Source organism: Zobellia sp. OII3 (assembly GCF_002211465.1).
GTDB classification, from domain to species: Bacteria; Bacteroidota; Bacteroidia; order Flavobacteriales; family Flavobacteriaceae; genus Zobellia; species Zobellia galactanivorans.
In genome coordinates this window covers 108,263-131,850 of record NZ_MWRZ01000002.1, presented here as the reverse complement: position 1 = coordinate 131,850, position 23,588 = coordinate 108,263, and the positions used below count along the sequence as shown (strand labels likewise).

Sequence of the window (23,588 nt, the reverse complement as noted above, 5' to 3'; positions counted from 1 at the left end):
GTTGGTTAAGGGGGGTATCTATTTCGGCACAAACATGCGATTCTATATCCTTTATAAATTTTGCTAGTATTCAATATTGCCGCAAAATCTCAAAACCACTTACTCCCGAACTCCCTACCAACCTAACACGAAGTCTAACCCCTGCCTTCTTTTCCTAAAGAAATGATAACTTTTTCTAAATCCCCCTAATTTACTATTCCCTCTTTGGGCTCAATTGAATGCTTTGCGTATTTTTATGGGATGCGCGAACCAAAAATTAATTTTAATAACATAGCATGAGCAGTTACTTAAAAAAATACCCGAATGACCAAGGGTTTTTCGAAGATTATGGTGGTGCCTTTATACCACCGGCCCTAGAGGTCGAAATGAAAAAAATAACGGATGCCTATCAGACCATTAGCAAATCGCACAACTTTATAGAGGAGTTGCGTAGCATCCGTAAACATTACCAGGGGCGCCCTACCCCGGTCTACTATTGTTCCCGTTTGTCCAAAAAATACGGGGGACGGATTTATTTAAAACGGGAAGACCTGAACCATTCGGGAGCGCATAAGCTGAACCACTGTATGGGCGAGGCCTTGCTGGCCAAGCACCTCGGTAAAAAGAAACTGATTGCCGAAACCGGAGCGGGCCAACACGGGGTGGCCTTGGCCACTGCCGCAGCCTATTTCGGATTGGAGTGCGAAATACACATGGGCGAGGTCGATATTAAAAAGCAGCATCCGAACGTGGTGCGTATGAAAATATTGGGGGCCGAGGTGGTGCCCGCGACCCACGGTCTAAAAACCTTGAAAGAAGCCGTCGATTCGGCCTTTGAGGCCTACCTTAAGGATCCTGAAAACACTATTTACTGCATCGGTTCGGTGGTAGGTCCCCACCCCTTTCCCATGATGGTCCGTGATTTTCAACGGGTGGTGGGAATCGAAGCCCGAGAGCAGTTTATGGATATGACCGGGGAATTGCCCGACCATGTCGTGGCCTGTGTGGGCGGAGGAAGTAATGCCATAGGGATATTCTCGGCATTTCTCGAAGACGATGATTGCAAACTGCACGGCGTTGAACCGGGAGGTCGCTCCTTGGAAATGGGCGAGCATGCCGCTACCATGACCTTTGGTACCCCGAACATCATCCACGGTTTTAAATGCTATACCCTACAGGATGAGAATGGCGACCCGGCACCGGTATATTCCGTGGCGAGCGGACTCGATTATCCGGGTGTCGGACCCGAGCACAGTATGCTCAAAGACATGGGGGCCGTCAACTACGACATCATCAACGACAAGGAAACCATAGACGCCTTTTACGAGCTAAGCCGACTCGAAGGGATCATTCCCGCCCTTGAAAGCTCCCACGCCGTTGCCTATGGTATAAAACTGGCCCAAGAGCATCCCCAGAAATCCATACTCATCAATTTGAGCGGTAGAGGGGATAAGGATATCGACTATGTGGTGGATACCTACGGCCTTCCGGAATAGAACACCTAAGCCTCCCCTAGCCTATGAATTTATGGGGACTAGAAAACAAAAGGACCATGCCTGCGCATTGGTCCTTTTTTTGTTTTTATGAGTATTGGAATCGCTCTCGCAACAATTTTGATACGATCTGCTTCATAACTACCATACACGAAGCTAAAGGACTGATAGCTTTGTAATTGAGCAATCATTCATAACCAAAGGTCTCACTTTATTGCGAAGACCTTCGCCAAAATATCGGCCTAATGGCCCTATCGGGACAATGGCTGTTTATCAACCATTTAAACCTAAAACACTATTATGGGAAGCAAAAGAATCACCTTAATCGCCTTATTCTTCGTTTGTATAGTTCAGGCACAAGCCGAAGTGGAATTTCCAGTTGAAGTGGGCATGAAACCGGAGAGCATTACCAAGGGCTTTAACGACAACTATTACGTAACCGTAATGAACGCAAAAGAACCCGGGGATGGCGAAGTGGTAGAGATTTCCAAGAAGGGTGTAAAGGTGTTTGCCAAGGGTTTTGATGAACCCAAGGGAATCGTCTACCTAAACGGGGAGCTGTACTTCTCCGATGTGACCCGTATCTGGAAGCTTGACCGAAAAGGCCAAGCCCGTATTTTTGTAGATAAAAGCGACTTTCCCGAAACCGTCCTCTATTTGAACGATGTTTCCCTAGATGCTCAGGGAAAGGGAATCTTGGTAGCCGATATGGGGGCGACCCAATACATGCGCGACCCCGAAAATAACTTATGGCCCCTAGATAGTGAGGAAGCCAAGAAAGTCCCAGAACTTGGGCGTATCTACCATATAAGTTCAGAAGGGCTCATTACCATAAAACAAGATACTTCCCCACTTATGCCAAACCCCAATGGCGTGGGGGTTGACAAGGATGGAAACCTTATGGTAGGTGCTTTTTTCAAGGGAAATTTCCTGATTACCGAAAATGGCGCGCTTCGTCCGCTTAAAGGTGAATATAGAGGGGCCGATGCCGTAGAGCAAGATCGTAAGGGCAACTATTACGTCAGTAGTTGGGTTTCTGGAAAAGTTTGGAAAATAGACCCTAAGACCGAAGCCTCTACCGTACTGATCGAAGGATTGGAATCGGCTGCGGATTTTTATCTGGAGGAAGATAGGGGAAGGTTGTTGGTGCCCGATATGATGGCCGGAAAAATATATGCGGTTCCGCTTAAAAATTAGTTGTGGAGGGAAGTCCTTCCTCCCTCAAGAAACCTTGTAGAACCTTGGTTGGACGCCTTCCCGTGAAGGGTTTGAACCCATCCAAATCGCCTTAGAACTATGCTGTTTTAATTTTACGGCAAGTTGGATGGGTTGGAATTCCCCTTAATAACTCACTTTTGATGTATTGTTAAGCTTATCTTCTACGATAGGGTACAGATCATAGGTAGGATAAATCTCGGAACGAAAGGCTTTCCAAGCGCTTCTTTCTATGGCCAAATTTACATCCTTAAGCTTTGAGGCGGGCAACTCCAGCACCACCATTTGGCCAATCCCCATTACTACGTACCAGTTCACAACGGAAACCCCTTCGGGCGGGAAGTTTTTATAGAAGCCCTGCTTCTTTCTAACCTCCTCTATCTCGTTCAGGTTCATCGACTGATCGTGTTTTAAGAAGATCGTCAACAGCAATTTGTCCGAATCCCCCTTATCGGCATCCGAAGATTGGGCATAGGAAAGACTTGTTATACATAGCATCGCCCATACGGCAAAAATCACATTTTTCATACGTTGTATTTATTTAACTATTTGTAATGGAAACTTTCTTTATTTTACGGTTTCTAAAATGGCCTCTTTGGCCAATTTTGGTTTTTTGTCCCGGTCATACAAAAGGGGATAATTGGTTCTATTGGGGATGGGATAGCCATTCTTCCAAGACAATCCGTCATGTACGCCCCAAAGGGTAAGCCTATCGATTTTATCGCGGTTCTTTAGGAAGATCTCAAAAAGCTCCTTGTAACGGGTGGCCAATTCCACCGAAACCGAATCCGGAAGCCCTTCTTTATAGGGGTCTAGGAAGGATTCAAACTCCTCTAACTGAAATTGGGGTTCCATCATACTTGTTCCAATGATCTGGCCTTCCTTGGTCAAGGGAAGCACGTCTACATCCAACTCGGTTATCATCACCTTCACCCCCAGAGCGGCATAGGCATCTATGGCTTGTTGAATGTAAGCGTTCTTAGGAAAGTTGAGTCCCCAATGGGCCTGAATACCTATTCCGTCTATTCGGATACCTTCCTCCTGCAACATCTTTACCATACGTACGATCCCGTCTCTCTTCTCGGGTCGCCATGCATTAAAATCGTTGTAATAAAGTTCGGTGTCAGGGGCGTATTCACTGGCGTACTTAAAGGCCAATTTTACCATTTCATCCCCATCGCCTATATGTTGTATCCAGTTCGTGGACCTATAGGAGCCATCATTGTCCATAACCTCGTTGAGCACATCCCAGGCATGCACTTTTCCCGCATATCTTCCGGCTACGGCCTCGATATGCTTTCGCAGTTGCTCCTTTTGCTGCTCGGGCGTATTCGGCGCCCCTTTTTCATTGGTAAAAAACCAATCGGGAGTCTGGTTATGCCAGATCAAGGTATGGCCTACGATAAACATGTTGTGTTCCTGACCAAAGGCCACAAACGCATCCGCTTCCTCAAAATTATACACATTGCGCGCCGGGCTCACGGATTCCGCCTTCATACAATTCTCGGGCGTAATCGTATTGAACTCTTGGGTTACGATTTGTAGCGAGGTCGCATCCTTCCCTGAAACCACCGCCCCGTTTATGGCGGACCCCATCTTAAAATGGTCCTTAAAGGCTGTTTTTAGGGGAATTTTCTTGGTGTCGGACTTTGTATCCAAGCTCGTGTTTTTACTACATTCCTTTTCCTTACAGCCCATTGACACCAACAACAGAAGACCTAGCAGCTGAATTGTCCTTAGCTTAATACCTCTTGTTTTTACCATCTTTTTCGTTTAATATATCTCTATTTTCGCTTATCGCAATCCCTCTAAAAAACCATCATAGGCCTGTTTTTTATTATAATTCCCATCGAAGAGCAAAGGCCATTCGGGTACACCGTAGAAATCGACCAACCAAGACTCATTGTCGCGAAGGCCCCATACGGTAATCCCAAATTTATTTTCAGGGGGAACCGCATTGTATATGTTTACCACTTCCTTGAATTTGGCCTTTTGGCGTGCGGCCTTTTCCGCGGATAGCGAAGATAGGTTCTTGTCGTTCTCCAAGTTGGTACGAATGTCGAGTTCCGAAAAATGCAGCTTCAATCCTCTTGAAACGGCCCCATCGACCACGGCTTGAATATCCACGGCCGAAGGATTATCGATTGAAATGTGCATTTGCGCCCCGAGACCGTCGATCAGATCTCCCAAGTGATCCACCAAATCAAATATGGCTGCCCTCTTGCCGGAACTGGACGCTATATTGAAATCATTGTAGAACAGAATAGCCTCGGGGTCTGCATTACGGGCAAACTGAAAACACTTTTTGACATAATCGTCCCCCATTCTTTGCCTAAAAACCGAGTTTCTTAAGGGATTGCCCGTACTTTCGTCAACGGCTTCATTAACGACATCCCAAGACCGTACCTTACCCTTATATCGCGTCATGGTCGTGGTAATATAGTCTTCTACCATCTTTTCGAATTCAGCATCGCTACCCGTAAAATTCTCTACCCAATCAGGAGAGGCTTCATGCCAAATTAAGGCGTGACCATGAACGTACATGTCATTTGCCACCGCAAAATCAACAATGGCATCGCCTGCACTAAAATCATAGCTGTCTTGCGAGGGATACATGATATTCATCTTCATCTCGAACTCCGCTGTCAAACTATTGAATTCCTTTTTCAATACTTGAGTGTGGCTCCCTCCTTCGTTAATTCGGTACGATTGGGTTATTACCCCAACGCTAAATGTATTTGTTTCTTCCTTTAGCCCCTTGTCCGATAGGTCCTCGCAACCACTGGTAGGGCACACACCATACCGCTGGTCTACCTTTATCGTTTTTTTGGCGATTGAAGTCCCGGCCGCATTGCTTACCTCAAGTGTAATCGTGTATTCGCCGGTTTCCGTGTAACGCACTTCTTCGAGTCCCGCTTTATCCGCGACTTTCTCGCCTCCCTTTCCAAAATCCCAAACCGCGGTATACTCACGCTCCGATTCCGTAGTATTGTCCAATAAAATGGCATAAGGGTCTTCGTCGGAAATCGTATAATCGAAGGAAGCTTCTACCTTGGCCTCCTGAATTTCATCGCCCGCAACATCGTCATTGAACCCTTCCTTATCGGAGGAGCAGCCTAAACCAAAGAGGATAAGGGGTAGCAGTAAATATTTCTTGATTTTTTTTATTTTAAATTCCATTTCAAAATTATTTAACAAGATTACTGATGATTCCATTAAAAACACATGCTTCGAAAGTATAGCTTAGCCTATCGGAATGCTATAATAAATTGTGCATTGTCTAGTAAGGATGTAGCATTCCCTCATGCTTCACCCCTGTTCTTTCCTACATATAACGCCACTCTACCCCCTAGGATCGGAAGAATGGTATCATCCCGATATAGGATGCCCTGTTCCTTTTAACGGGAAACGCGACGATCTGCAACAGAAATGATAATTATGGCTTCAAAGATTATAGTGTGACGCCTAGGCCTCCTCTAAATTTACTACCATAAAAATGAAGAGGAATGACCAACAATTTGCATTTACATCGTTTCACTATTACGTCCGCGCTATTCTTTTTTCTAATGGGAAGCTGTCCCCTTTTTTCCCAAATGCCCATCCCGAAACAATCGGAAAGATTGGAACAGTATTTAGGCTTTTGGGTGAGTTCGGTCGGTCCCAAAACGGACAGTATCGCCCCCTTGCCAAGTATCAAAATGAACAACTATCCTAAAATAGATCATTCCACAATGTCGGTAGATGTATTTCAAAGGGATGGGAAAACCTACAAACACACCTTAACAGAACTTATCGGATACGACACCAAGACCGATTCCGTTTTTGCATTGGGAAAAAGTGCCCAAGGTGAAATGTTTCTGGGGAAAGGCGGATTTACAAGTAAAAAGCATTGGGTAATGAAAGACCGCGACTTTACAGGCCGAGAAACCATGACGGTCACTTTTGATTTTAAGCACCAGACCGATGTTTATGTAAAGGGGACCGACCCACAAAACGAGGTGCTTTGGGAAACCCGCTATATCAAGAAAAACCCTAAGGACAAAAACATAGGTATCCAGCTCGTATCGGTACACAATGAAATGCTGGAAGATCCTAAGCAAACCTTGAAGTATTTGGATAGGATGGGCTATAGCTATATTGAGACCTTTGTCTATAAAGACCGCTCGTTTTATGGACTGTCCCCCTTAGACTTTAAAAAATTGGTAGAAGAAAACAATTTGAAGTTTACGGGATCTATGACGTTTTACGACCTGCCTACGAAGGACGATAAAGCGTGGAAAAAAGCCATGAAATGGTGGAAGGAATGCATCGATGACCACAAACAGGCCGGTGTTGAATACCTCACCATATCGAACAATCAAATCAAGGAAATCACCACCCTTGACGAACTCAAGCGCTATTGTGCCTACTATGATGCCATTGGGAAACTTTGTAAGGAAAGGGGAATTCAATTCGCCTACCACAATCACTCCTATGAGTTTAAAACCATAGAGAAGCAGGTGGTCTATGACTACTTCATAGAGCATACCGACCCCGAATATGTTCATTTTCAAGCCGACCTATACTGGATGCATTTTTCGGATGTCGACCCAATCGACTACTTTAAAAAATACGACGACCGCTTTATAAGCTGGCATGTAAAAGATTACGAAGAATTGGGCCAAAGCGGGAAAATGGATTTTGAGGAATATTTTAAATATGCGAAAACCGCTGGCCTAAAATACGTTGTGGCCGAAGTGGAAGCCTTTAATTATCCCGTGTGGTACAGCATCAATGCCGCTTGGAACTATTTATACTTTAACATCTTATAACAATCGACTCTCAACACTCAACACTCACTTTATGAAATCCAGAATTTTACAATTCACCTGTTTTATCATTTTAACTTTCAACCATATGGCTTTTGCCCAAGACCAATTTAAGGTGTTGTTATTCACCGTACAAGACACCTGGCACTACGAATGTATTCCCAATGCGGTAGACGCTTTTCACAAAATGGCCGCCGAACATCAGTTTAAGTTTGATTGGACGCAAAGTTCCGAAGACCTCGCCCTAAAATTACCTTCCTACGACGTGGTGGTATTTTTAAATGCGAATACCGACAATTTAACCAATGAACAGCTCAAGGTTTTACAAACGCACATTCAAAACGGGAACGGCTTCGTGGGAGTCCACTCCACCTCCGATAGTGAGATCAGAAACCTTTGGTTCGACAATCTTATAGGCGGGGTTTTTAGGGACCATCCGCAATTTCAAGCTGCCGTTCTAAGCAATCATGATGCCAATTTCCCCTCAAACCTACATCTGCCGGAAAAATGGTTGTGGAGCGACGAATGGTACAATTTTGACCTCTTGAAATCTGATGCCATCAAAGTACTTCTATCCGTAGACGAAGACACCTATGATTACCAGAAGGGATATGACGAAATACCGCTAAAAGGTATGGGCAAAAACCACCCTATAGCATGGTATCAATTCTACGATGGTGGGCGTTCTTTTTATACGGCACTGGGCCATAAGCCCGAAGCGTTTGAAGATCAAATGTTTTTAGACCACCTGTTCGGAGGTATCTACTGGGCCGCCCAGGGGGAAAGTAAACTACCTGGGGGCAAGCCCGCGAGGCATTAAAAGGAATACCCCTTGATTTCGAGGCAAGCCTCGGAGCATTTAATCTCGGTTGTCAGGTAAATGATCAGGGATTTGGGTTCACTAAGGCCACAATGGCTTTTTTGAGTCCATGCTGGTCGTTTATTCCAGTTTAGTGTACCTTGAAATGCCGCAGTGCATTACTGATATGTGCTTCGACCGTTCGGATAGAGATATCGAGCTCTTCGGCGATTTCCCTGTTTTTGTACATTTTGATCCGACTGAGATAAAATACGTTCCTACATTTTTTGGGAAGCTTGTTCAAGGTGGTCTTAAACTCCTGTTCCAAATCATTTTCACGCAACTTATCATCTATCCCATTCGGGCTGGGAAGGGTCGCAATGATGGTCTCATCTAAATCTACGTACTTATTGTTACGATATACATTGATGATTTTGCGGCGGAGTGCCGTAGTCAAGTAGGCCTTTAAATGTTCGATTTCGATAGTGGACTTCTTTTCCCACAGGTGTATAAAAAGTTCCTGTATCAGGTCTTCTGCCAGTTGCCGATCTTGTAACAGTGCCGAGGTATAGCCATATAGGTCGTTAAAATATCTATCGTAGACCTGTCTGAATGACTCTTGGTCGCCCAATCTTACTTTATCAAGTAGCTCCTTATCAGATAAATGGTCACTCATTTTCGGGTTGGTATTGAGCCTCTAAATTACGTATGCTATAGTCGCGCGAAGTAATTTAGATTATATGCCTTTGTTAAGAAATGGTTAGAAAGGATAAAATAAATGCCGCCCACTTTGATGCAGCAGGCGGCATTTTAAACATGACATTAACGTAAACTAACAATTACCTTGATAGGAAAGTGGTCGGAAATATAATTGCCTCCCCTTTGCCCGTCTATAATGTGGTGCTTATGGACTTTTACGCCTTGGGCAGTAAAAACATAATCTATTCGTTCCCTACTTTGATCAGGCTCCAAGGCAAAACCGTTGAAAGTGTAGTCGGGACCGTAAACCATTTGGGCGCTATTTTTACTATCGATTACGACAAGGCTTTTGGGCTTTCCGCTCGTCAATTCGGTATAGGCCTCTTCGGAAGGCGCAAAATTAAAATCGCCCGTAATCAAAAATGGCTTATCCCCCGCTATCTTTTGGATCTCTTGCCGTATGAGCTTGGCACTTTCCAATTGGGCCGTCTTACCACGGTGGTCAAAATGGGTATTGAAAAAATAAAACGCCTCTCCCGTTTCTATTTTTCGAAGTTTTACCCAGGTCATGATTCTCGGCAAAGCTGCATCCCAACCTTGGGAATTCACCTTTTCCGGCGTTTCTGAAAGCCAAAACGTGCCGCTGTCCATGAGTTCAAAGGTCTCCTTTTTGAAGAATACGGGACAAAACTCCCCTTCCTTGTCCCCATTTCTTCCAATACCGACGTAATCGTAGGCAGGAAGCCTTTCGACCATGTCGTTCAATTGGCTTTCTATCACTTCCTGTGCCCCAAAGACATCCACATCAAAAAAATTGATGCCCTCGCAAAGCCAGTCCCTTCGGTTTTCCCAAATATTGATTCCGTCCTTGGGGTTGGCATACCTAATGTTAAAGGTCATGGCACTTATCACTTCGGCGCTCTGTGCACGGGATAAAAAGGGCCCTAGCAACAGTAGGGCCAGTATACTTATCTTCTTTATTTTTTTCATTTGCCTCATATTATTCCCAACCCGGATTTTGGGTCAGGTTCGGGTTTAATTGCAACTCCACTCTCGGTAAAGGGTATAGATAGTCCCTCTCTTCGTCAAACATCCTATTGTTGAAATCAGGTTGCGGGTCGATTAAATTATCGGCGTCAAAGAAGATATCCGACCCGATCTTAATGTACTGCACCCCCTGTACCTGGCCTTCGGGCTCATCACCTTCAAACAAGACCACATCGGCATTCCCATCGGAATCCATATCGTACTCTCCCGCCCCGGGAAAATAGAGTCCGCGTAAGGGCTTGGTCAATGCTTGACCGGCCTTCCAACGCACAACGTCGTTCCAACGATGGTTTTCCATATAGAGCTCTATACGTCTTTCCCTTCTGATTTCAAGAATTACGCCTTTGTTCGCCCCACTAACATTGGGGTATTGGTCTTCCAAAAAGGCATCGGGATTACTATTGGCATCATCGAGGCTCATGGCGGGCATTCCTACCCTATTTCTCAACAATTGAACCGATGCATCCAAATCTGCCTGGCTAAGGGTGCCAAGTTCGGCTTTGGCCTCGGCAAAATTCAACAGTACTTCCCCAAAGCGAAGGACCGGTAGGTCGGAAATCGACTCGTCATAGGTATCGTATACCGGCTCCGAAACATACTTGATCAATTGGTAGCCGGTCATGGTCGCCCCAAGGTTCGGGGCAAGCTCCATAGCTTCTCCCTTACGGGTGTAACCCGGGGTACGCACGGTCTGCGAAAGCCTTGGATCCCTATCTGCCACTTCATCGGTAAAAAAGATTTGGTTGTAGTTCGGTAAATCGGTAAAGCGTGAACCATCGGCCATCAAATAACTGTTGACCAAGTCTTTGGGCATACCAGGCCTACCGTAAGAAGACGTGGTAGTATAGTAGTTCACATTGTGATCTACGGCAACCGTTTGGGTAAACTGCCTACTTAAGATCATTTCGCTGGTCTGGGCATCTTGGGAATTGAAAAGGTTCATGTAATCAGTGCCTGTACTTCCTGTACTATACACACCGTATGGCGAGTTTTCCATCAGTTCGAGGGAAGCATCGACACTGGCATTTAGATAGGTTTCAAATCCGGGCAGATTGCGGTATTTGCCAAAGGTACCTTCATATAGGGCCACCCGTGATTTTAGGGCAAGGGCACTGTATTTCGTAATACGATAGGCTTGGACTTCCTCGTTCAAGTTGGCGATTGCACGATCCAGATCCTCTAAGATCTGATCCGTTATAAACTGACGGCTCTCGCGTGGTGCTTGAAGGCTTTCCATATCATCGGCACTAATGGTCGTCTCGTAATAGGGCACTTCGCCAAACCTTTGGAGTTTCTGGAAATAGAAATACGCCCTAAAAAAGTAGGCCACTCCGCTATAATGGAGCTTGGCGGACTCATCTTCACACTTTTCGTAGTTCTCGATAAAATAGTTGATGTCCCTCAGATAGGCCCAATCCCATCCACCGCCTGTGGTAGGTATGGTCCTGGCCCCTCTCATTTCCTCACTTAGGGTCGTTGAAACGATATTGTCGGCAACCGCGTCCCCATCATAGATACTCGTACTTGGCAACATTCTATAAAAGCCATTGGTGTACAGCTGTAAATCGCTTGCCTTTAAAAAGAAATTGTTCTCGGTGACGTCGGAGAGCGGTTCCTTATCGAGATAATCATCGCTACAGCCAACCAAAAGCAAGATGCAAATCAGTATTGTATATTTAAATTTCATAGTGGGTGTATTTTAAAATTGTAGTGAAATACCTAGTGAATATATTTTGGAAAACGGCGTTGATTGGGCCGTACTCCTATTCGTGGAAGTCGAGGGAGAATTAAGGTTTACCGAATTACTGGCCGCTTCGGGGTCGATGTAATCGGTGAGTTTACTAAAGGTCAAAAGGTTCTCACCGCTAAAATAAAGTCTTAGTTTATTGAAGGGCATACGCTCGGTAATACCACTTGGCAAGGTATAGCCCAAAGTCAGGTTCTTCATCCGTAGGTAGGCCACACTCTGTAAATATCGATTGTTTACCGCTCCCAGTGCATCGCTTTCGGAAAGTGCGATATACCCAAAAAGCCTTGGGTAATACGCATCGGTGTTTTCGGGCGTCCAGATCTCACCGACCATATCCTTTCGGATAAAGGAATCATAAGGTCGGTTGTACATGGCCCAAAACAATCTCGAATCGCGATTCGGGTACCAATCTTGCTTGCCAACACCTTGAAAGAAGGCGGAAAAGTCAAAACCTTTGTAGGCGGCATTCAACTTAAAGCTATAAAGGTATTGAGGGGCAGTATTCCCTAAAATCTTTCTATCGCCAGGATTCTCCAAGGTATTTTCACCATCATCGATCACCCCGTCGTTATTCAAGTCGGTATACTTTACATCACCGGGCTGTAGACCTCCGGCGGCCACAATTCGGTTCGACACCCTGGTCTGATCGGCATGGGCGGCCACTTCCTCTTCCGTTTGAAAGAGTCCCTCCACATCATAGCCCCAAAGCTCGCCGATCGTCATACCTTCATAAAAATCGGATAGACTATTGTTCGGGTTATCGAAGCGGGTAATTTTTGTTTTGGAATTCGACAAGGTACCTACGACCGAAAACTCAAAAGAATCATTCCCAATTTCGAAGGAATCGTTATAGCCCAAAGACAGTTCAAAGCCCCTAGTTTGCAAATCGGCCGCATTCTCTTGGGGCGATGGGGCACCCAATACACTCGGCAAAGTCGCTCCTTTGGTCAACATCCCTTCGGTATTGCGCTGATACCAGTCGAAACTAGTGGTCAAGCGGTTCTTAAAGAAGGAAAGGTCGGTACCCAAATTCAAGGTCTTTACCTCTTCCCAAGTAATTGCCCTTGGGTTCAGGTTGGGCGACTCGATATAATCTAAGGTAGACCCATCCATGGCATAACCGGAATCAATATCCTTATTCAAGGTAGGGATATAGGCGTAGTCATCAATGTTTTGGTTGCCCAATGACCCATAAGAGGCACGTAATTTCACTTGGCTGACGGCGTGGACCTCCTTTAGGAAATCTTCGTTAGAAACTACCCAGCCTGCAGAAACCGAGGGGAAAAAGCCCCAACGATAATCAGACGGAAATCTCGACGATCCATCGTAGCGACCGTTCATCTCCAAGAGATACTTTTTCTTATAGTCGTAAGACAAGCGGTAAAAAACACCCTGTAAGGCCCAGGCCGAGGCGCTACCACTGGCTTCGGCGTTGGAGGTGGCCAAACCTAGGGAGTTTAAATCATCTGAAATACTATTCAGCTTGCTGGCTTCAAAACTCTTGGTTTCAAAAGACTCTTGGTTGAAACCTACCATACCGCTCACGAAATGGTCGCCCAATTGTTTTTTGTACTCTCCATAGATATTAAAGGCATCGTAACTCGATTGGGTGTTGTACTCTTTTAAACGATCACTACCCATGGTACCGACCTCCCCAACAAATATGGAATAAGGTATTCGCGTTGACCTTTGGTACCTGTTGTAGGTTTGCTTTCGCAAGGCGTAGCTCGTAGTAATATCCAAACCTTCAAAAGGACTAATGACCGCTGTAGCGATATTCGAGAATTCCTGATTTACGGTTTCTTGCTTTGACTTACCGTGCAAGAGGGCCGCATAGACCCCGTCGCCGACCGTATAGTTGTTCAATTCGGTTCTCCAAAGTGCATTACCGTCGGGATTGGTAGGGCTATAGGCCGGAATGGCATGTACCCACAATAAACTGCCCCAAGGGTCGGCATAGTTTCCGTATTGACTGCCCCCGTGTTGTAGGTCGTTCGAACGGTTGAACTGCATGTTGTTCGTAAAGGTCAGCCAATCATTCGCATCTACCTCTATCTTTCCCCTTAAGTTGTATTGCTTATAGATATCATCTTGAACCTTTAGAATACCCGTAGATTCATAGTTTCGGTACGAGAAAAACGTCCTAACCTTATCCGAGCCTCCCGAAAGGGAAACATTGGTAATGTTCGAAGGTGCGCTTTTTCTAAAGAAGGTATTCCACCAATCGGTTGCCCCATAATGCACGTACTGGTCGCGCCCATTTCTATTATCGATGACCACCCTAGCCTTTGACGGGTCTTGGGACACTTCCAAAAGTGCATCGTAATCTTGTTCGGTATAACCGGTATACGACCTTCCTACCGCCGTTCTGAACGCTTCATCGACCAACATGGTAGACTTATACGGGTCGGTTAAAAAGTCCGTGTTCATGGTCGGGGAACTAAAGGCCGTGGTATGGTTTACATTCACGGAAATATTGCCCTTCTTCGCTTTTTTTGTCGTAACCAAGACTACCCCAAAAGCACCTCGGGCCCCATAAATGGCAGATGCACCGGCATCTTTCAATACACTAACGGACTCAATATCGCTAGGGTTCAAATTATTGATATCCCCTTCTACCCCATCGACAATAACCAAGGGAGATCCTCCATTAATGGAAGTAAAACCGCGAATATTTATTCGAGGCGATTGCCCCGGTTTACCACTTGATTGGGTAATGTTCAAACCTGGGCTCACCCCCTGCAAAGCATTGGCCGCATTTGACAGCGGTCTGTTTTCGATAGTGGAAACATCGACCTTGTTTACGGCATCGATCAGCTTTTCCTTGCTTTTGCTACCGTAGCCGATAACGACTACCTCTTCCAACATTTGTTCGTCAGACTTAAGAACAACGATCAATCCCGATTGATCTTCCGAAATCGTCATGGTCTGGGTCAACATCCCCATATAGGAAAACTCAAGTGTACCGCCACGTGCCATTTGAATTGAAAAATTGCCATCAAAATCGGTAACAATACCATTTTGGGTCCCCACTTCCATCACACCGACCCCCATTAAGGCCACGCCTTGTACGTCTTCTAGGGTTCCCGAAACTTTCACCTTGTCTTGTACGATATCGGCAAGGGTTACGGTGACCGTTTTGGCGATAATCTTATAGTTTATGGGGAATTCTTTTGATAGACGGTACATTACCGCTTCTAGTGAAGCATCTTTAAAATCGACACTTTTGGTAATATTCAAACGCTGTATCCTTTCATTGTAAACAAAGGAGGCATGGGAAACCGCTTCAACATGATCGAATATTTCGACCAAGGTCTTATTGCTCTCCTCTAGCGTAATTTTGATTTCATCGACCTCTCCATTGCTTGGCTTTGCAAGCGCGGTAAAACAGGTCGACAGAAGTAAAAATCCGATGACTTTTAGCTTCAATCTATTTTTTAGTACTTTTATTTTCATTTTAGGTTTTCTATTAGTTCTTCAGGCTTTTAGTAAAATCTTCGGCCTTTTCTATTCGTGTAGGAAAGGCTTTTTTTGTTCAGGGGGACATGTTACATAGGCAAGCGGGTTTTAGGAATGACTGTATAGGTAGAGGGCGACTTCTCCTTAAATTCTATTCCGAGTAAAAAACTCAAGCTCTCCATGGTCTGCCGTAAATTGGGATTACGATATTTCCCTATTACTTTTTTATCTGCCAAGGAGGGGTCGGATAGACGTATGGACACATCGAACCATTTTTCCAACATATATAGGGCCTCTTCAAGCCTTATGTTATTGAGATAAATGGTGTTGGAGGTCCAAGCTGCATCTATAGCAGATTCATCGGCCGATTTTCTATAAGCATATGTGGTTTTGTGATAATGCAATTGATGGTCGGGAAGTAGAATTTCCTTTAGCCCATCGCTGTTTTTTACCATGACCTTCCCCGTGGCCACACTTACGGTAATGCTGTCTTTCTCAGGAAATGAATTGATATTAAACGAGGTGCCCAACACCTCGGTGGTCAGCTCTTGGGTCTTTACACGAAAAGGACGGCTCGTATCTCGGTGCACCCTGAAAAAGGCTTCCCCTTCCAATACAACTTCCCGTAAACCTTCTTGGAACTGGTCGGGAAACTGTATGGAGCTCCCAGAGTTCAGCATCACAAAAGTACCATCGGGCAATAGCACTTCCTGCTTTTCGCCATAGCGGGTTTGTACCGTACGCATTGTGGGCTCGGGCCCGTAGCCTAGAAATATAAAGAGGCCGATCACAAGAAGAATACTGGCCGCAATGCCTATGCTATAAAAGGACCTGTACGAGGGACCTATATGCTTGACCTCTTTCATCTCCCCTTCTATTCGTCGATACAGATTCGACTTTGTCTTCGCTGTAGATAGAGGTGTAAGGTCAGATGGTAATTGTTGTTTATCAAAATACGCATCCACGATCTCCCTTTCCTCTTCCGTGGCGTGACCCGAAGCATACTTCTCTAATATTTTTATGAATTCATCGGTATTCAAAAGCACAATTTTTAGTGTTGCTACTACTAAGTAGACACCTAAAAATGGCTATACACGTAAATGGGTTTCGAGAATATCGGGTATTTAATCATTACGTAACATTCCTCTATCCCTACACAATATTCCCTTAACATTAGAGGTAAGAACGCTAGTAGTGCCTTCGTCTTTTGAAGTATGAGAAGGCCGTCAAAGAATAGCCCTTCCCGGGTAAGCCAAAAATGCTTTTCCGCTTCGTAAACCAACTCGGGGCATTTAATCTCGATTATGGTGTAAAAAAGCCATGATTGGCCTATCCATAAAACAACAGATCCCCACAACTTATCGTTATGGGGATCCGGGAATAATTTAAGCTTGGTAGGGCCTAGGCTTCCAATAATTCCTTTAGCTCCTTGGCCGCTTGGGTAGGGTCTTCGGCACCGTAAATGGCGGCTCCCGCTACCGCTACGGTTACTCCGGATTGTTTTACGGCCGTAATACTGCCTAGGTTTACACCTCCGGCAATAGACACGGGTACTCCCGCCCTGGCAGCTTCATCTATCAATACCTGAATGGAATATCCTTCTTCGGCCTGTTCGTCAAGACCGGCATGCAATTCCACAAATTCGGCCCCCAAGGCAATGGCCTCTTGGGCACGTTTTACCCGGTCTTTTACGCCAATGGTATCGACTACGATACCCTTGCCATGCGCTTTTGCCGATTTTACCGCCCCGGCTATGGTCGCATCACCCGTTGCCCCTAGCACCGTAATGTAATCGGCTCCGGCACCAAAGGCCATATCGGCTTCCAACTCCCCTGCATCGGCCGTTTTTAGATCGGCCAAGACCAATTTATCGGGAAAGGCATCTTTCATCTTTCTGATTCCCGATAGGCCCTCACTCTTAATAAGGGGCGTTCCCAATTCTATAATGTCGATGTACGGGGACACCTTGGTCGCCAATGCAATGGCATCTTCTATTCTTAATAAATCTATTGCTACTTGTAACTTTGCCATAATTCTATGTTTAAAATGTTCTATTATTAATTCAGTATTGAAATCGAATATGTTATTCCATATTGGCGTGCCGCTTCCAAAGTTCGGAAGCCGGACTCCCGTCCAATTCCCAAAGGGTCTGAAATAAAGCGTCTAAACCCAATAAGAGCGATTGTTCAAAAAGACTGCCCGCATATTGCTTGGAAATAGATTCGTCACGTCCCTGCTTTTCTGCCGCGGGTATGCGCACCACATGGTCAGACAATAGGGCCAATCGTGAATCGGGGTTGGTCGTAAAGCATATCAGTCCTGCCCCTACCCGCTTCGTGGTTTCCGCGGCGTTGACGATACCCAGGGTCGTACCCGAACCCGAACCGGCAATCAGTACATCGCCCGCACCTATGGCCGGTGAGGTGGTTTCCCCCACTACATGTACCTCGTAGCCTAAGTGCATAAAACGCATTGCCGCCGCCTTCATCATGAGTCCGGTGCGCCCCGCTCCCATTATAAAAATACGTTTGGCCTGCGTAATCACGGGAATTAAAGCGGCCCATTCCCCGTATCGCATAAGCTCCATTAGCCTAAGGTGCTCGTTTGCAATGGACTTCATTGCACTTTCCACTAATCGGGTTTCGTTTTCCTCAAGTATGTTCTCCATCTTTAAATCGACTTAAAATCGTTTCCTTCCTTAAACTCGAGTACAAAATTAGGCGGGTACCCATGGCGAATAGTTATACAATCTGATAGATATGTGGTACAATTTGCCCACATCGCCATTTAGGGTGGTGCTATTCGCTATTTTTGTGGTACATTTTGGAAACGGGGTGCCATCGGCTATTTAAAACCCTCGTCCGCAAACAACAAAACAGAGGTTTTATGCTCAGTGATAAAGTGTTATATATTCGAGATTTGGGCAATTGCCCCCCGGCCTATTTAAACGACCCGGCAAGAAAGGATTTTTTTGAAATCGTATGGTTGCGCAATGAAGACGCCCTTCATGTTCCGCAACACAGTTTTCAAACCTTAAAAGGGGATTGGATCTATTTGATTCCCCCCTATAGGGTCCACCAATTGAACAAGGCGGGAAAAAACGGGGTATTGATTTCCTTTAAACAAGAATTGTTGGAGGGCGACTTAAAGGAATTTCTGTTGGATGTGTTCCGGATGTTCAATATACAAGGGGAATTTTCCTGCCTTCAGGTCAACGAGGAGAGTTCAAAGGGACTCATTTCGGTTCTTGAACTTTTGGAAGCCGAGTACAATCAGGAAACCATCAATTTAATCATGGTAAAGGCCGTCTTAAAGGTTTTTCTTCTCCAATTGATCCAGCTAAAAGAGCAGCATTTTACCTTGCACGATATTAACGAAAAGCGGGTCTACGAGTTTATGCTCTTGCTCGAAAAAAATTACGAAGATCAACGCAATGCCGAGTTCTACGCCGGAAAACTGGGGATAAGCGCTAAGCGCCTCAACCAAATCCTCAAGGAGAAACTGAACAAGACCGGGGTGCAAATCATACACGATAGGCTCATATTGGAAGCCAAGCGGCAGATCATACACAGTGAGAATACCATTAAGGAAATAGCCTATAAACTTGGGTTTAAGGACCACTCCTATTTTAGCCGCTTTTTTAAACTACATGCAGGACTCACCCCTTTGGAATTTCAAAATAAGGTGAAGGAACATGTGATTTCCCATGAAAATACTTTGTATAGCTAAATCAAGTGGATTCTTTGGATGGGAAACCGGCCCTTAATACCGAAAAGAGTTTCGGGTCTATATGACATGATATTAAATTCCTGAGGCAAAGAGAAATAAAAGATAACTTCTTACCGTTAGACCTTTGCCGTAACTTTAGCAATTTCAGTTCGTACTTGTTATTTTGCCTTAGGTATCGTAAGGTCGGTATAGGCCAATGCTTAGGTATAAAAGCGAAAAGTCAGTGGGAACACATTTGAAGTTCTACCGGTTGAAATCCCCCGTAGACGTATTAAAAAAGGCATCGAAAAATGAATAGGCTTAGCATAAAACTCAGGGAAGTTTATTTCCCTTTTTTGATCATCTCCATAGCTACCATTCTGTCCTACAACCTTTTCAGATGGATTTTCGATATCAAATTGGGCATTCTCCCCCTAAAAGAAGACTTGCTGAACTTTTGGATTCCCTTTGCCATTCCATGGGTACCGATATTACTTTGGCTAAGACGAAGGATTCGCATCCTAAAAATAAGTAGGAAAGGCGGGGACGGAAACTTTGCCTATCAATTTGCAATGGCACTGGCCATGACGGTGCCTATCATCATCAGTCAGAATTATCTTCAAAAAGCTTCCTATGATTTAATCTTCGTCAACAACATTCAACAGACCAAGGCCCATGAAAAGGAAAAATACTTCAAGGTCAATACCTATAGCCTTGACAAGGGCACGCTATTGCCCTATGTAACATCACGGACTTCCGGAAAGTATAATAGCCGACTTAATTTCCACCTGTACATATCTTGTCCGTTTAAGAACGCCGAGAATGTTTGGTATGGTATTACTTTCAAAAAAACGATCAGCAATAGATTAAATGATCACGAAAAAGATGTCGCCTACAAAAATTTCATACAGGCTTCGGAACGAAAATTAAAAACCTACAGCTTTCAAAATGCCAACTACTTTCAAAAGCTAGGAAATTCAGATGACAGGGACGGCTTTCTAGGGGCCATCAAAACGGCGAATAAGGGTGTAGATGAAAAAGGGCAAATCATTCTGGTACCAAAGATGGAATCTTTTGTCGATAAGCACGACAATAGCTTTACCTGGATCTTTGCCTCATTCGGCATAGGGGCCTTCGTTTTGCTTTTGATGACCACCCTTCCCGGAATTAACAAGAAGGAGTTGAACAACTTCAAAAAAAGAAAAGACCTCAAAGACGACGACCTCAAAGAGTTTTTAGAATACTTGAATCCCATGGGGCCCTATAAGTCCACCTCGATCTTATTACTCTTGAATATCGCGGTATTTCTGGTGATGATGTTTTCAGGATTGAACATCATCTCCCCCACACCACAAGAACTTTTGGAAATAGGGGGAAACAGAAGGGCCGAGGTAATGACCGGGGAGTTTTCGAGACTTCTTACATCGACCTTTATCCATGGCGGTTTGCTACACCTTGTTATGAACTTGGTCGGTTTAGGATTGGGAGGAATGCTATTGGATAGTATTCTCGGAAGAGTCCAATTCATATTGAGCTATATCCTTTGTGGAATCGTGGCCAGTATCGCCAGTATACTTTGGTATGAAAATACGGTAAGCGTTGGGGCTTCCGGTGCTATTTTCGGACTATATGGTATCATTCTGGCCTTTACCATCTTTAAAATCTTCCCGCGTTATATGCGCTCAACAACGTGGATTCTATTAGGACTTTATGCAGGAGGAAGTTTATTGTTCGGATTTTTTGGAGGAATCGACAATGCGGCGCATTTTGGCGGCTTGATAAGTGGATTCGTAATTGGAGGAATCCTCATCGTAACCCAAAAGGAAGCCCTAATGCAAAAGGCAAAATGATAATAGGGCCACAACACCCCTTCATATAAAAACGGCAGGCTTTCAAACCCACCGTTTTTCATTTCTAAATTTCTGTACCCCTCTAGCCCTTCCGATATCGACCTGCCCTTTATAAGGAATTTATTAAAGGGAAGGACGACAACCTAAAAAGGACTACGGCATTATGCGGTAAGGTCTACCTTTATGCGTTTGAGCGGTTCCCGCCCCGCTTTTACTTTGTATTGCTTGTTAAGTGACGGGCTACCTATAATTTCCAAGGAGATACGATATTTCCCCTTGGCAAATACGCGTGGACTATACGTATTGGAAGGTAATCGCAATACATATAGCAAAGAACCGTCTTCTTCAAACACCTTTAATAAGGGAAGCTTTTCTGAAGTGATATGCAATTCGGGTAAAAACAGATCAGCCTTTGAAAGGTAATTGTCTTCCTGTTTCACGGTTATCGGCCAACCTGGGTATTGTGCATCGCTTTGTAAGGGGTCGTAGAAGCGTTTATAGCAATCGGTCCTTATGGTGCGTTCCTTTTTATTAAAGCTTACTATTCCGTAACCATTGGCCCTGTTGTGCAAAATGACCGGTTCCTTGTGCGAATTATACGGATTGCCCACAGCCTCTACGGTAATCTTATTTCCAAATCCATCGATATGGTCGCCCGTATAGGCCGGGTTATCGTGGCTATGTCCACTGCCATCGACCGGAGGCCAGAACCTTCTCGGCCATACATTGTTTAGGGCAGGACCGGTATAAGCATAACCGCAATCGCCAAATTCGTCTACCCCATATTTAATAAAGGTGCTCAAATGCTGATCTCCCGCAATGTGGAAGGTCATGGCTTTTCTGATGGTCCTTAAGGCTTTGTCCCTTTTATTCTGGGGCCAGGCGTTGCTATCGGCATCTACGGTCATCACATCTCCTTCAATGTATTCCCCCTTTTCCGGAACATGCAAGGTCGGCACCATGGTTTCGCCCGTATTATTGTCTTTGGGCAAGGTAGCGACCGCGGCAAAAATGGTCTGTGACAAAAGGGCCTTCATCTGTGTGTCTTCTTGCCAGTCTTGTACCCAATCCTCAAGAAAGGCCTCTTGGCGTTCCCCCAGTAGATCGGCCTCAATATTCCTGTGTTTTTTGATATCGAAATTTTCGCCCACGATAAAACCGTTATAGACTTCGGCCTCGGGCGGTAATACCATTTTTGGGGCCGATTTAAACTTACGGTCTTCCAAAATGGCAAAACTCAGTCCGGCATAATCCCATTGCGTATAGTATACATTGATCCCTTGCTCCACAGGCGTAGCATCGTAGGGGTCGGGCAAATGGGCGGTCTGTGTAAATTGAAGGATATTCACCCATTCGGGATCCATTTTATATCCTCCCGAATCTTGGGCATCCGAACCGTAGCCCAAACTAGGGTCCGTATGGCTCCCTCCGGCACCCCATAGGTTACCTTGGTACACATCGTGGTCATCGGTAATGACGGCGCAGGGTTTATGCCGGAATACTTCGCGGTACGACCAGCCGAACATCATCCACTTTCTTAAAAAATCAAGACAGCGTTTATCGAAGTCGCCCGTAAATTGAGATCCGTAACCACCATTCCGTTCATAAAACTGATCCCCAAGAAAGGCGCAGATATCGTAGTCCAGTTTACTCAAGGCCTCATGGATATCACTATCGGGAAAACCATAATCGGCATTGCAATTCAATACGGCCAGTTTAAGCTCATCTTTATCCTTGGGCTCTTCGGCGATAGTCCCTTCATAGTAGTATTGAAGAACGCCATCTTTTCTGGGCAATTCTACGGCAATACGATAGGGCACATCCTTGTTTCCTTCCCAATTGTCAATAACAAAAAGTTCCGTCCTCCCGGCATGCGTCAAGCTTATTTCCTTTTCTACGGCCCATCCGCCCTCTTTTTTAAATTCCAGCCTCAGTTTATGTCCCGGTATTTTTTCAAAGGGGGCAAACTGTCCCTTAAGTTTTAATCGCTTTCTATGTAAGGTGTATTGGGTAAAACAAATGGGTCCGAATATCTGGTCCTCGTTTTCATACAATGATGAAGATTGAATGCTCCAATCGGAGAAGGCACAAGACGGGCGATCTTCGGTAAGGCCCTTCCCTTGAAAATCCGCCATAAGGGCAAAATTCCCAAGTACCTCCGTTTTTTGCACGACTAAGTCCTTGCTAAGGAAGAGGGTTTTATTTCCCGCTAACACTTCAACTTGAAGCTTCTGGCTGTCATTTGGCCCAAGGGAAGTGCTTACCGATAAGGTAAAGTGTTTGGGCAGCTCCTCGAAACCCGTTTCGATTATCGCCTCGCCCACCTTTAACTTACCTGTTGGTGTCAGCCCTACAACCAATCCGTTTCCAAAAATGGCGGACCTATAATCTTCAAAATCGCCTTTCCCCCCTAAAAGCATTCCCACGCAACCCTTATCCAATTGTCGTATTTCGGGGTTTACCACTTCAATGGTGACCGAGGTACGCACCCCGGCATCGCCGTTATGGTTTTGAACGGTCAGCAGCTGCAAGTTTCTGTTCTTTGCCGTTATATTACAAAGCAACCTGCCGTCACGTATTTCCCAGTCTTGTAACCTGTTTCCCCAGTATTCGGGGCCTACCCACTTCATATCGTACCACAGGTCCCAAGCACTCTTAAACTGTACGGGAACATTCTTCCCTAATTCCTTTTTAAAAAATCTAGACATCCCATAGCCCGAAAACGCCATAGGTATGATCGCTCCTAGCGACACCGTCTTTATATAATCCCTACGTTTCATG

General features: G+C 45.1%; 17 protein-coding genes. 6 read left to right on the top strand and 11 right to left on the bottom strand.

What is annotated here, in order from left to right:
• Nucleotides 1-275 precede the first annotated feature (275 nt).
• On the top strand, nt 276-1,475 hold the full coding sequence (gene trpB / locus B4Q04_RS07685) for a tryptophan synthase subunit beta (protein WP_088696478.1): 1,200 nt from the start codon (nt 276-278) through the stop codon (nt 1,473-1,475).
• 297 nt (nt 1,476-1,772) lie between these two features.
• Entirely contained in the window at nt 1,773-2,669 is an 897-nt protein-coding gene (locus B4Q04_RS07680; protein WP_201723383.1) for a gluconolaconase, read from the top strand.
• Between the two features lie 144 nt (nt 2,670-2,813).
• Here B4Q04_RS07680 and B4Q04_RS07675 read toward each other — a convergent pair whose 3' ends face one another.
• The 3 genes from B4Q04_RS07675 to B4Q04_RS07665 are packed head-to-tail and all read right to left on the bottom strand — an operon-like array spanning nt 2,814 to nt 5,867.
• Entirely contained in the window at nt 2,814-3,215 is a 402-nt protein-coding gene (locus B4Q04_RS07675) for a hypothetical protein (protein WP_088696477.1), read from the bottom strand.
• 39 nt (nt 3,216-3,254) lie between these two features.
• Nucleotides 3,255-4,451, bottom strand: coding sequence for an endo-1,4-beta-xylanase (locus B4Q04_RS07670; protein WP_201723382.1), 1,197 nt, complete (start codon nt 4,449-4,451; stop codon nt 3,255-3,257).
• A gap of 30 nt (nt 4,452-4,481) precedes the next feature.
• On the bottom strand, nt 4,482-5,867 hold the full coding sequence (locus B4Q04_RS07665) for an endo-1,4-beta-xylanase (protein WP_161496053.1): 1,386 nt from the start codon (nt 5,865-5,867) through the stop codon (nt 4,482-4,484).
• Between the two features lie 326 nt (nt 5,868-6,193).
• Here B4Q04_RS07665 and B4Q04_RS07660 point away from each other — a divergent pair, with 326 nt between their 5' ends.
• Both B4Q04_RS07660 and B4Q04_RS07655 read left to right on the top strand, forming a co-directional pair.
• Nucleotides 6,194-7,498 (top strand): sugar phosphate isomerase/epimerase family protein, encoded by a 1,305-nt coding sequence (locus B4Q04_RS07660; protein WP_088696474.1) that lies wholly within the window; start codon nt 6,194-6,196, stop codon nt 7,496-7,498.
• A 31-nt stretch (nt 7,499-7,529) separates the two neighbouring features.
• The gene (locus tag B4Q04_RS07655; protein ID WP_088696473.1) at nt 7,530-8,315 is read left to right on the top strand and encodes a ThuA domain-containing protein; all 786 of its coding nucleotides are present in this window, start codon (nt 7,530-7,532) and stop codon (nt 8,313-8,315) included.
• Between the two features lie 130 nt (nt 8,316-8,445).
• Here the strand turns inward: B4Q04_RS07655 and B4Q04_RS07650 are convergent, their stop codons facing one another.
• The 7 genes from B4Q04_RS07650 to hxlB form a co-directional block, all read right to left on the bottom strand.
• The gene (locus tag B4Q04_RS07650; RefSeq protein ID WP_088696472.1) at nt 8,446-8,970 is read right to left on the bottom strand and encodes an RNA polymerase sigma factor; all 525 of its coding nucleotides are present in this window, start codon (nt 8,968-8,970) and stop codon (nt 8,446-8,448) included.
• A 146-nt stretch (nt 8,971-9,116) separates the two neighbouring features.
• A complete protein-coding gene (locus B4Q04_RS07645; protein ID WP_161496052.1) occupies nt 9,117-9,983 on the bottom strand; it encodes an endonuclease/exonuclease/phosphatase family protein in 867 nt (288 codons plus the stop codon).
• A gap of 10 nt (nt 9,984-9,993) precedes the next feature.
• Entirely contained in the window at nt 9,994-11,727 is a 1,734-nt protein-coding gene (locus B4Q04_RS07640; protein WP_088696470.1) for a RagB/SusD family nutrient uptake outer membrane protein, read from the bottom strand.
• Between the two features lie 12 nt (nt 11,728-11,739).
• Nucleotides 11,740-15,246 carry a SusC/RagA family TonB-linked outer membrane protein gene (locus B4Q04_RS07635; RefSeq protein WP_088696469.1) on the bottom strand — a complete coding sequence of 1,169 codons (3,507 nt, stop codon included), beginning with the start codon at nt 15,244-15,246 and terminating at the stop codon, nt 11,740-11,742.
• A gap of 92 nt (nt 15,247-15,338) precedes the next feature.
• Entirely contained in the window at nt 15,339-16,289 is a 951-nt protein-coding gene (locus B4Q04_RS07630; RefSeq protein WP_123772345.1) for a FecR family protein, read from the bottom strand.
• 361 nt (nt 16,290-16,650) lie between these two features.
• The gene (gene hxlA, locus B4Q04_RS07620; protein WP_013995270.1) at nt 16,651-17,280 is read right to left on the bottom strand and encodes a 3-hexulose-6-phosphate synthase; all 630 of its coding nucleotides are present in this window, start codon (nt 17,278-17,280) and stop codon (nt 16,651-16,653) included.
• Between the two features lie 52 nt (nt 17,281-17,332).
• Nucleotides 17,333-17,917, bottom strand: a complete 585-nt coding sequence (hxlB, locus tag B4Q04_RS07615; RefSeq protein ID WP_088696466.1) for a 6-phospho-3-hexuloisomerase — start codon at nt 17,915-17,917, stop codon at nt 17,333-17,335.
• Between the two features lie 218 nt (nt 17,918-18,135).
• Here hxlB and B4Q04_RS07610 point away from each other — a divergent pair, with 218 nt between their 5' ends.
• Entirely contained in the window at nt 18,136-18,978 is an 843-nt protein-coding gene (locus tag B4Q04_RS07610) for a helix-turn-helix domain-containing protein (protein WP_013995268.1), read from the top strand.
• A 290-nt stretch (nt 18,979-19,268) separates the two neighbouring features.
• Nucleotides 19,269-20,807 carry a rhomboid family intramembrane serine protease gene (locus tag B4Q04_RS07605; RefSeq protein WP_088696465.1) on the top strand — a complete coding sequence of 513 codons (1,539 nt, stop codon included), beginning with the start codon at nt 19,269-19,271 and terminating at the stop codon, nt 20,805-20,807.
• Nucleotides 20,808-20,968: 161 nt separating this feature from the next.
• Here B4Q04_RS07605 and B4Q04_RS07600 read toward each other — a convergent pair whose 3' ends face one another.
• Nucleotides 20,969-23,587 (bottom strand): alkaline phosphatase D family protein, encoded by a 2,619-nt coding sequence (locus tag B4Q04_RS07600; protein ID WP_088696464.1) that lies wholly within the window; start codon nt 23,585-23,587, stop codon nt 20,969-20,971.
• Nucleotide 23,588 lies beyond the last annotated feature (1 nt).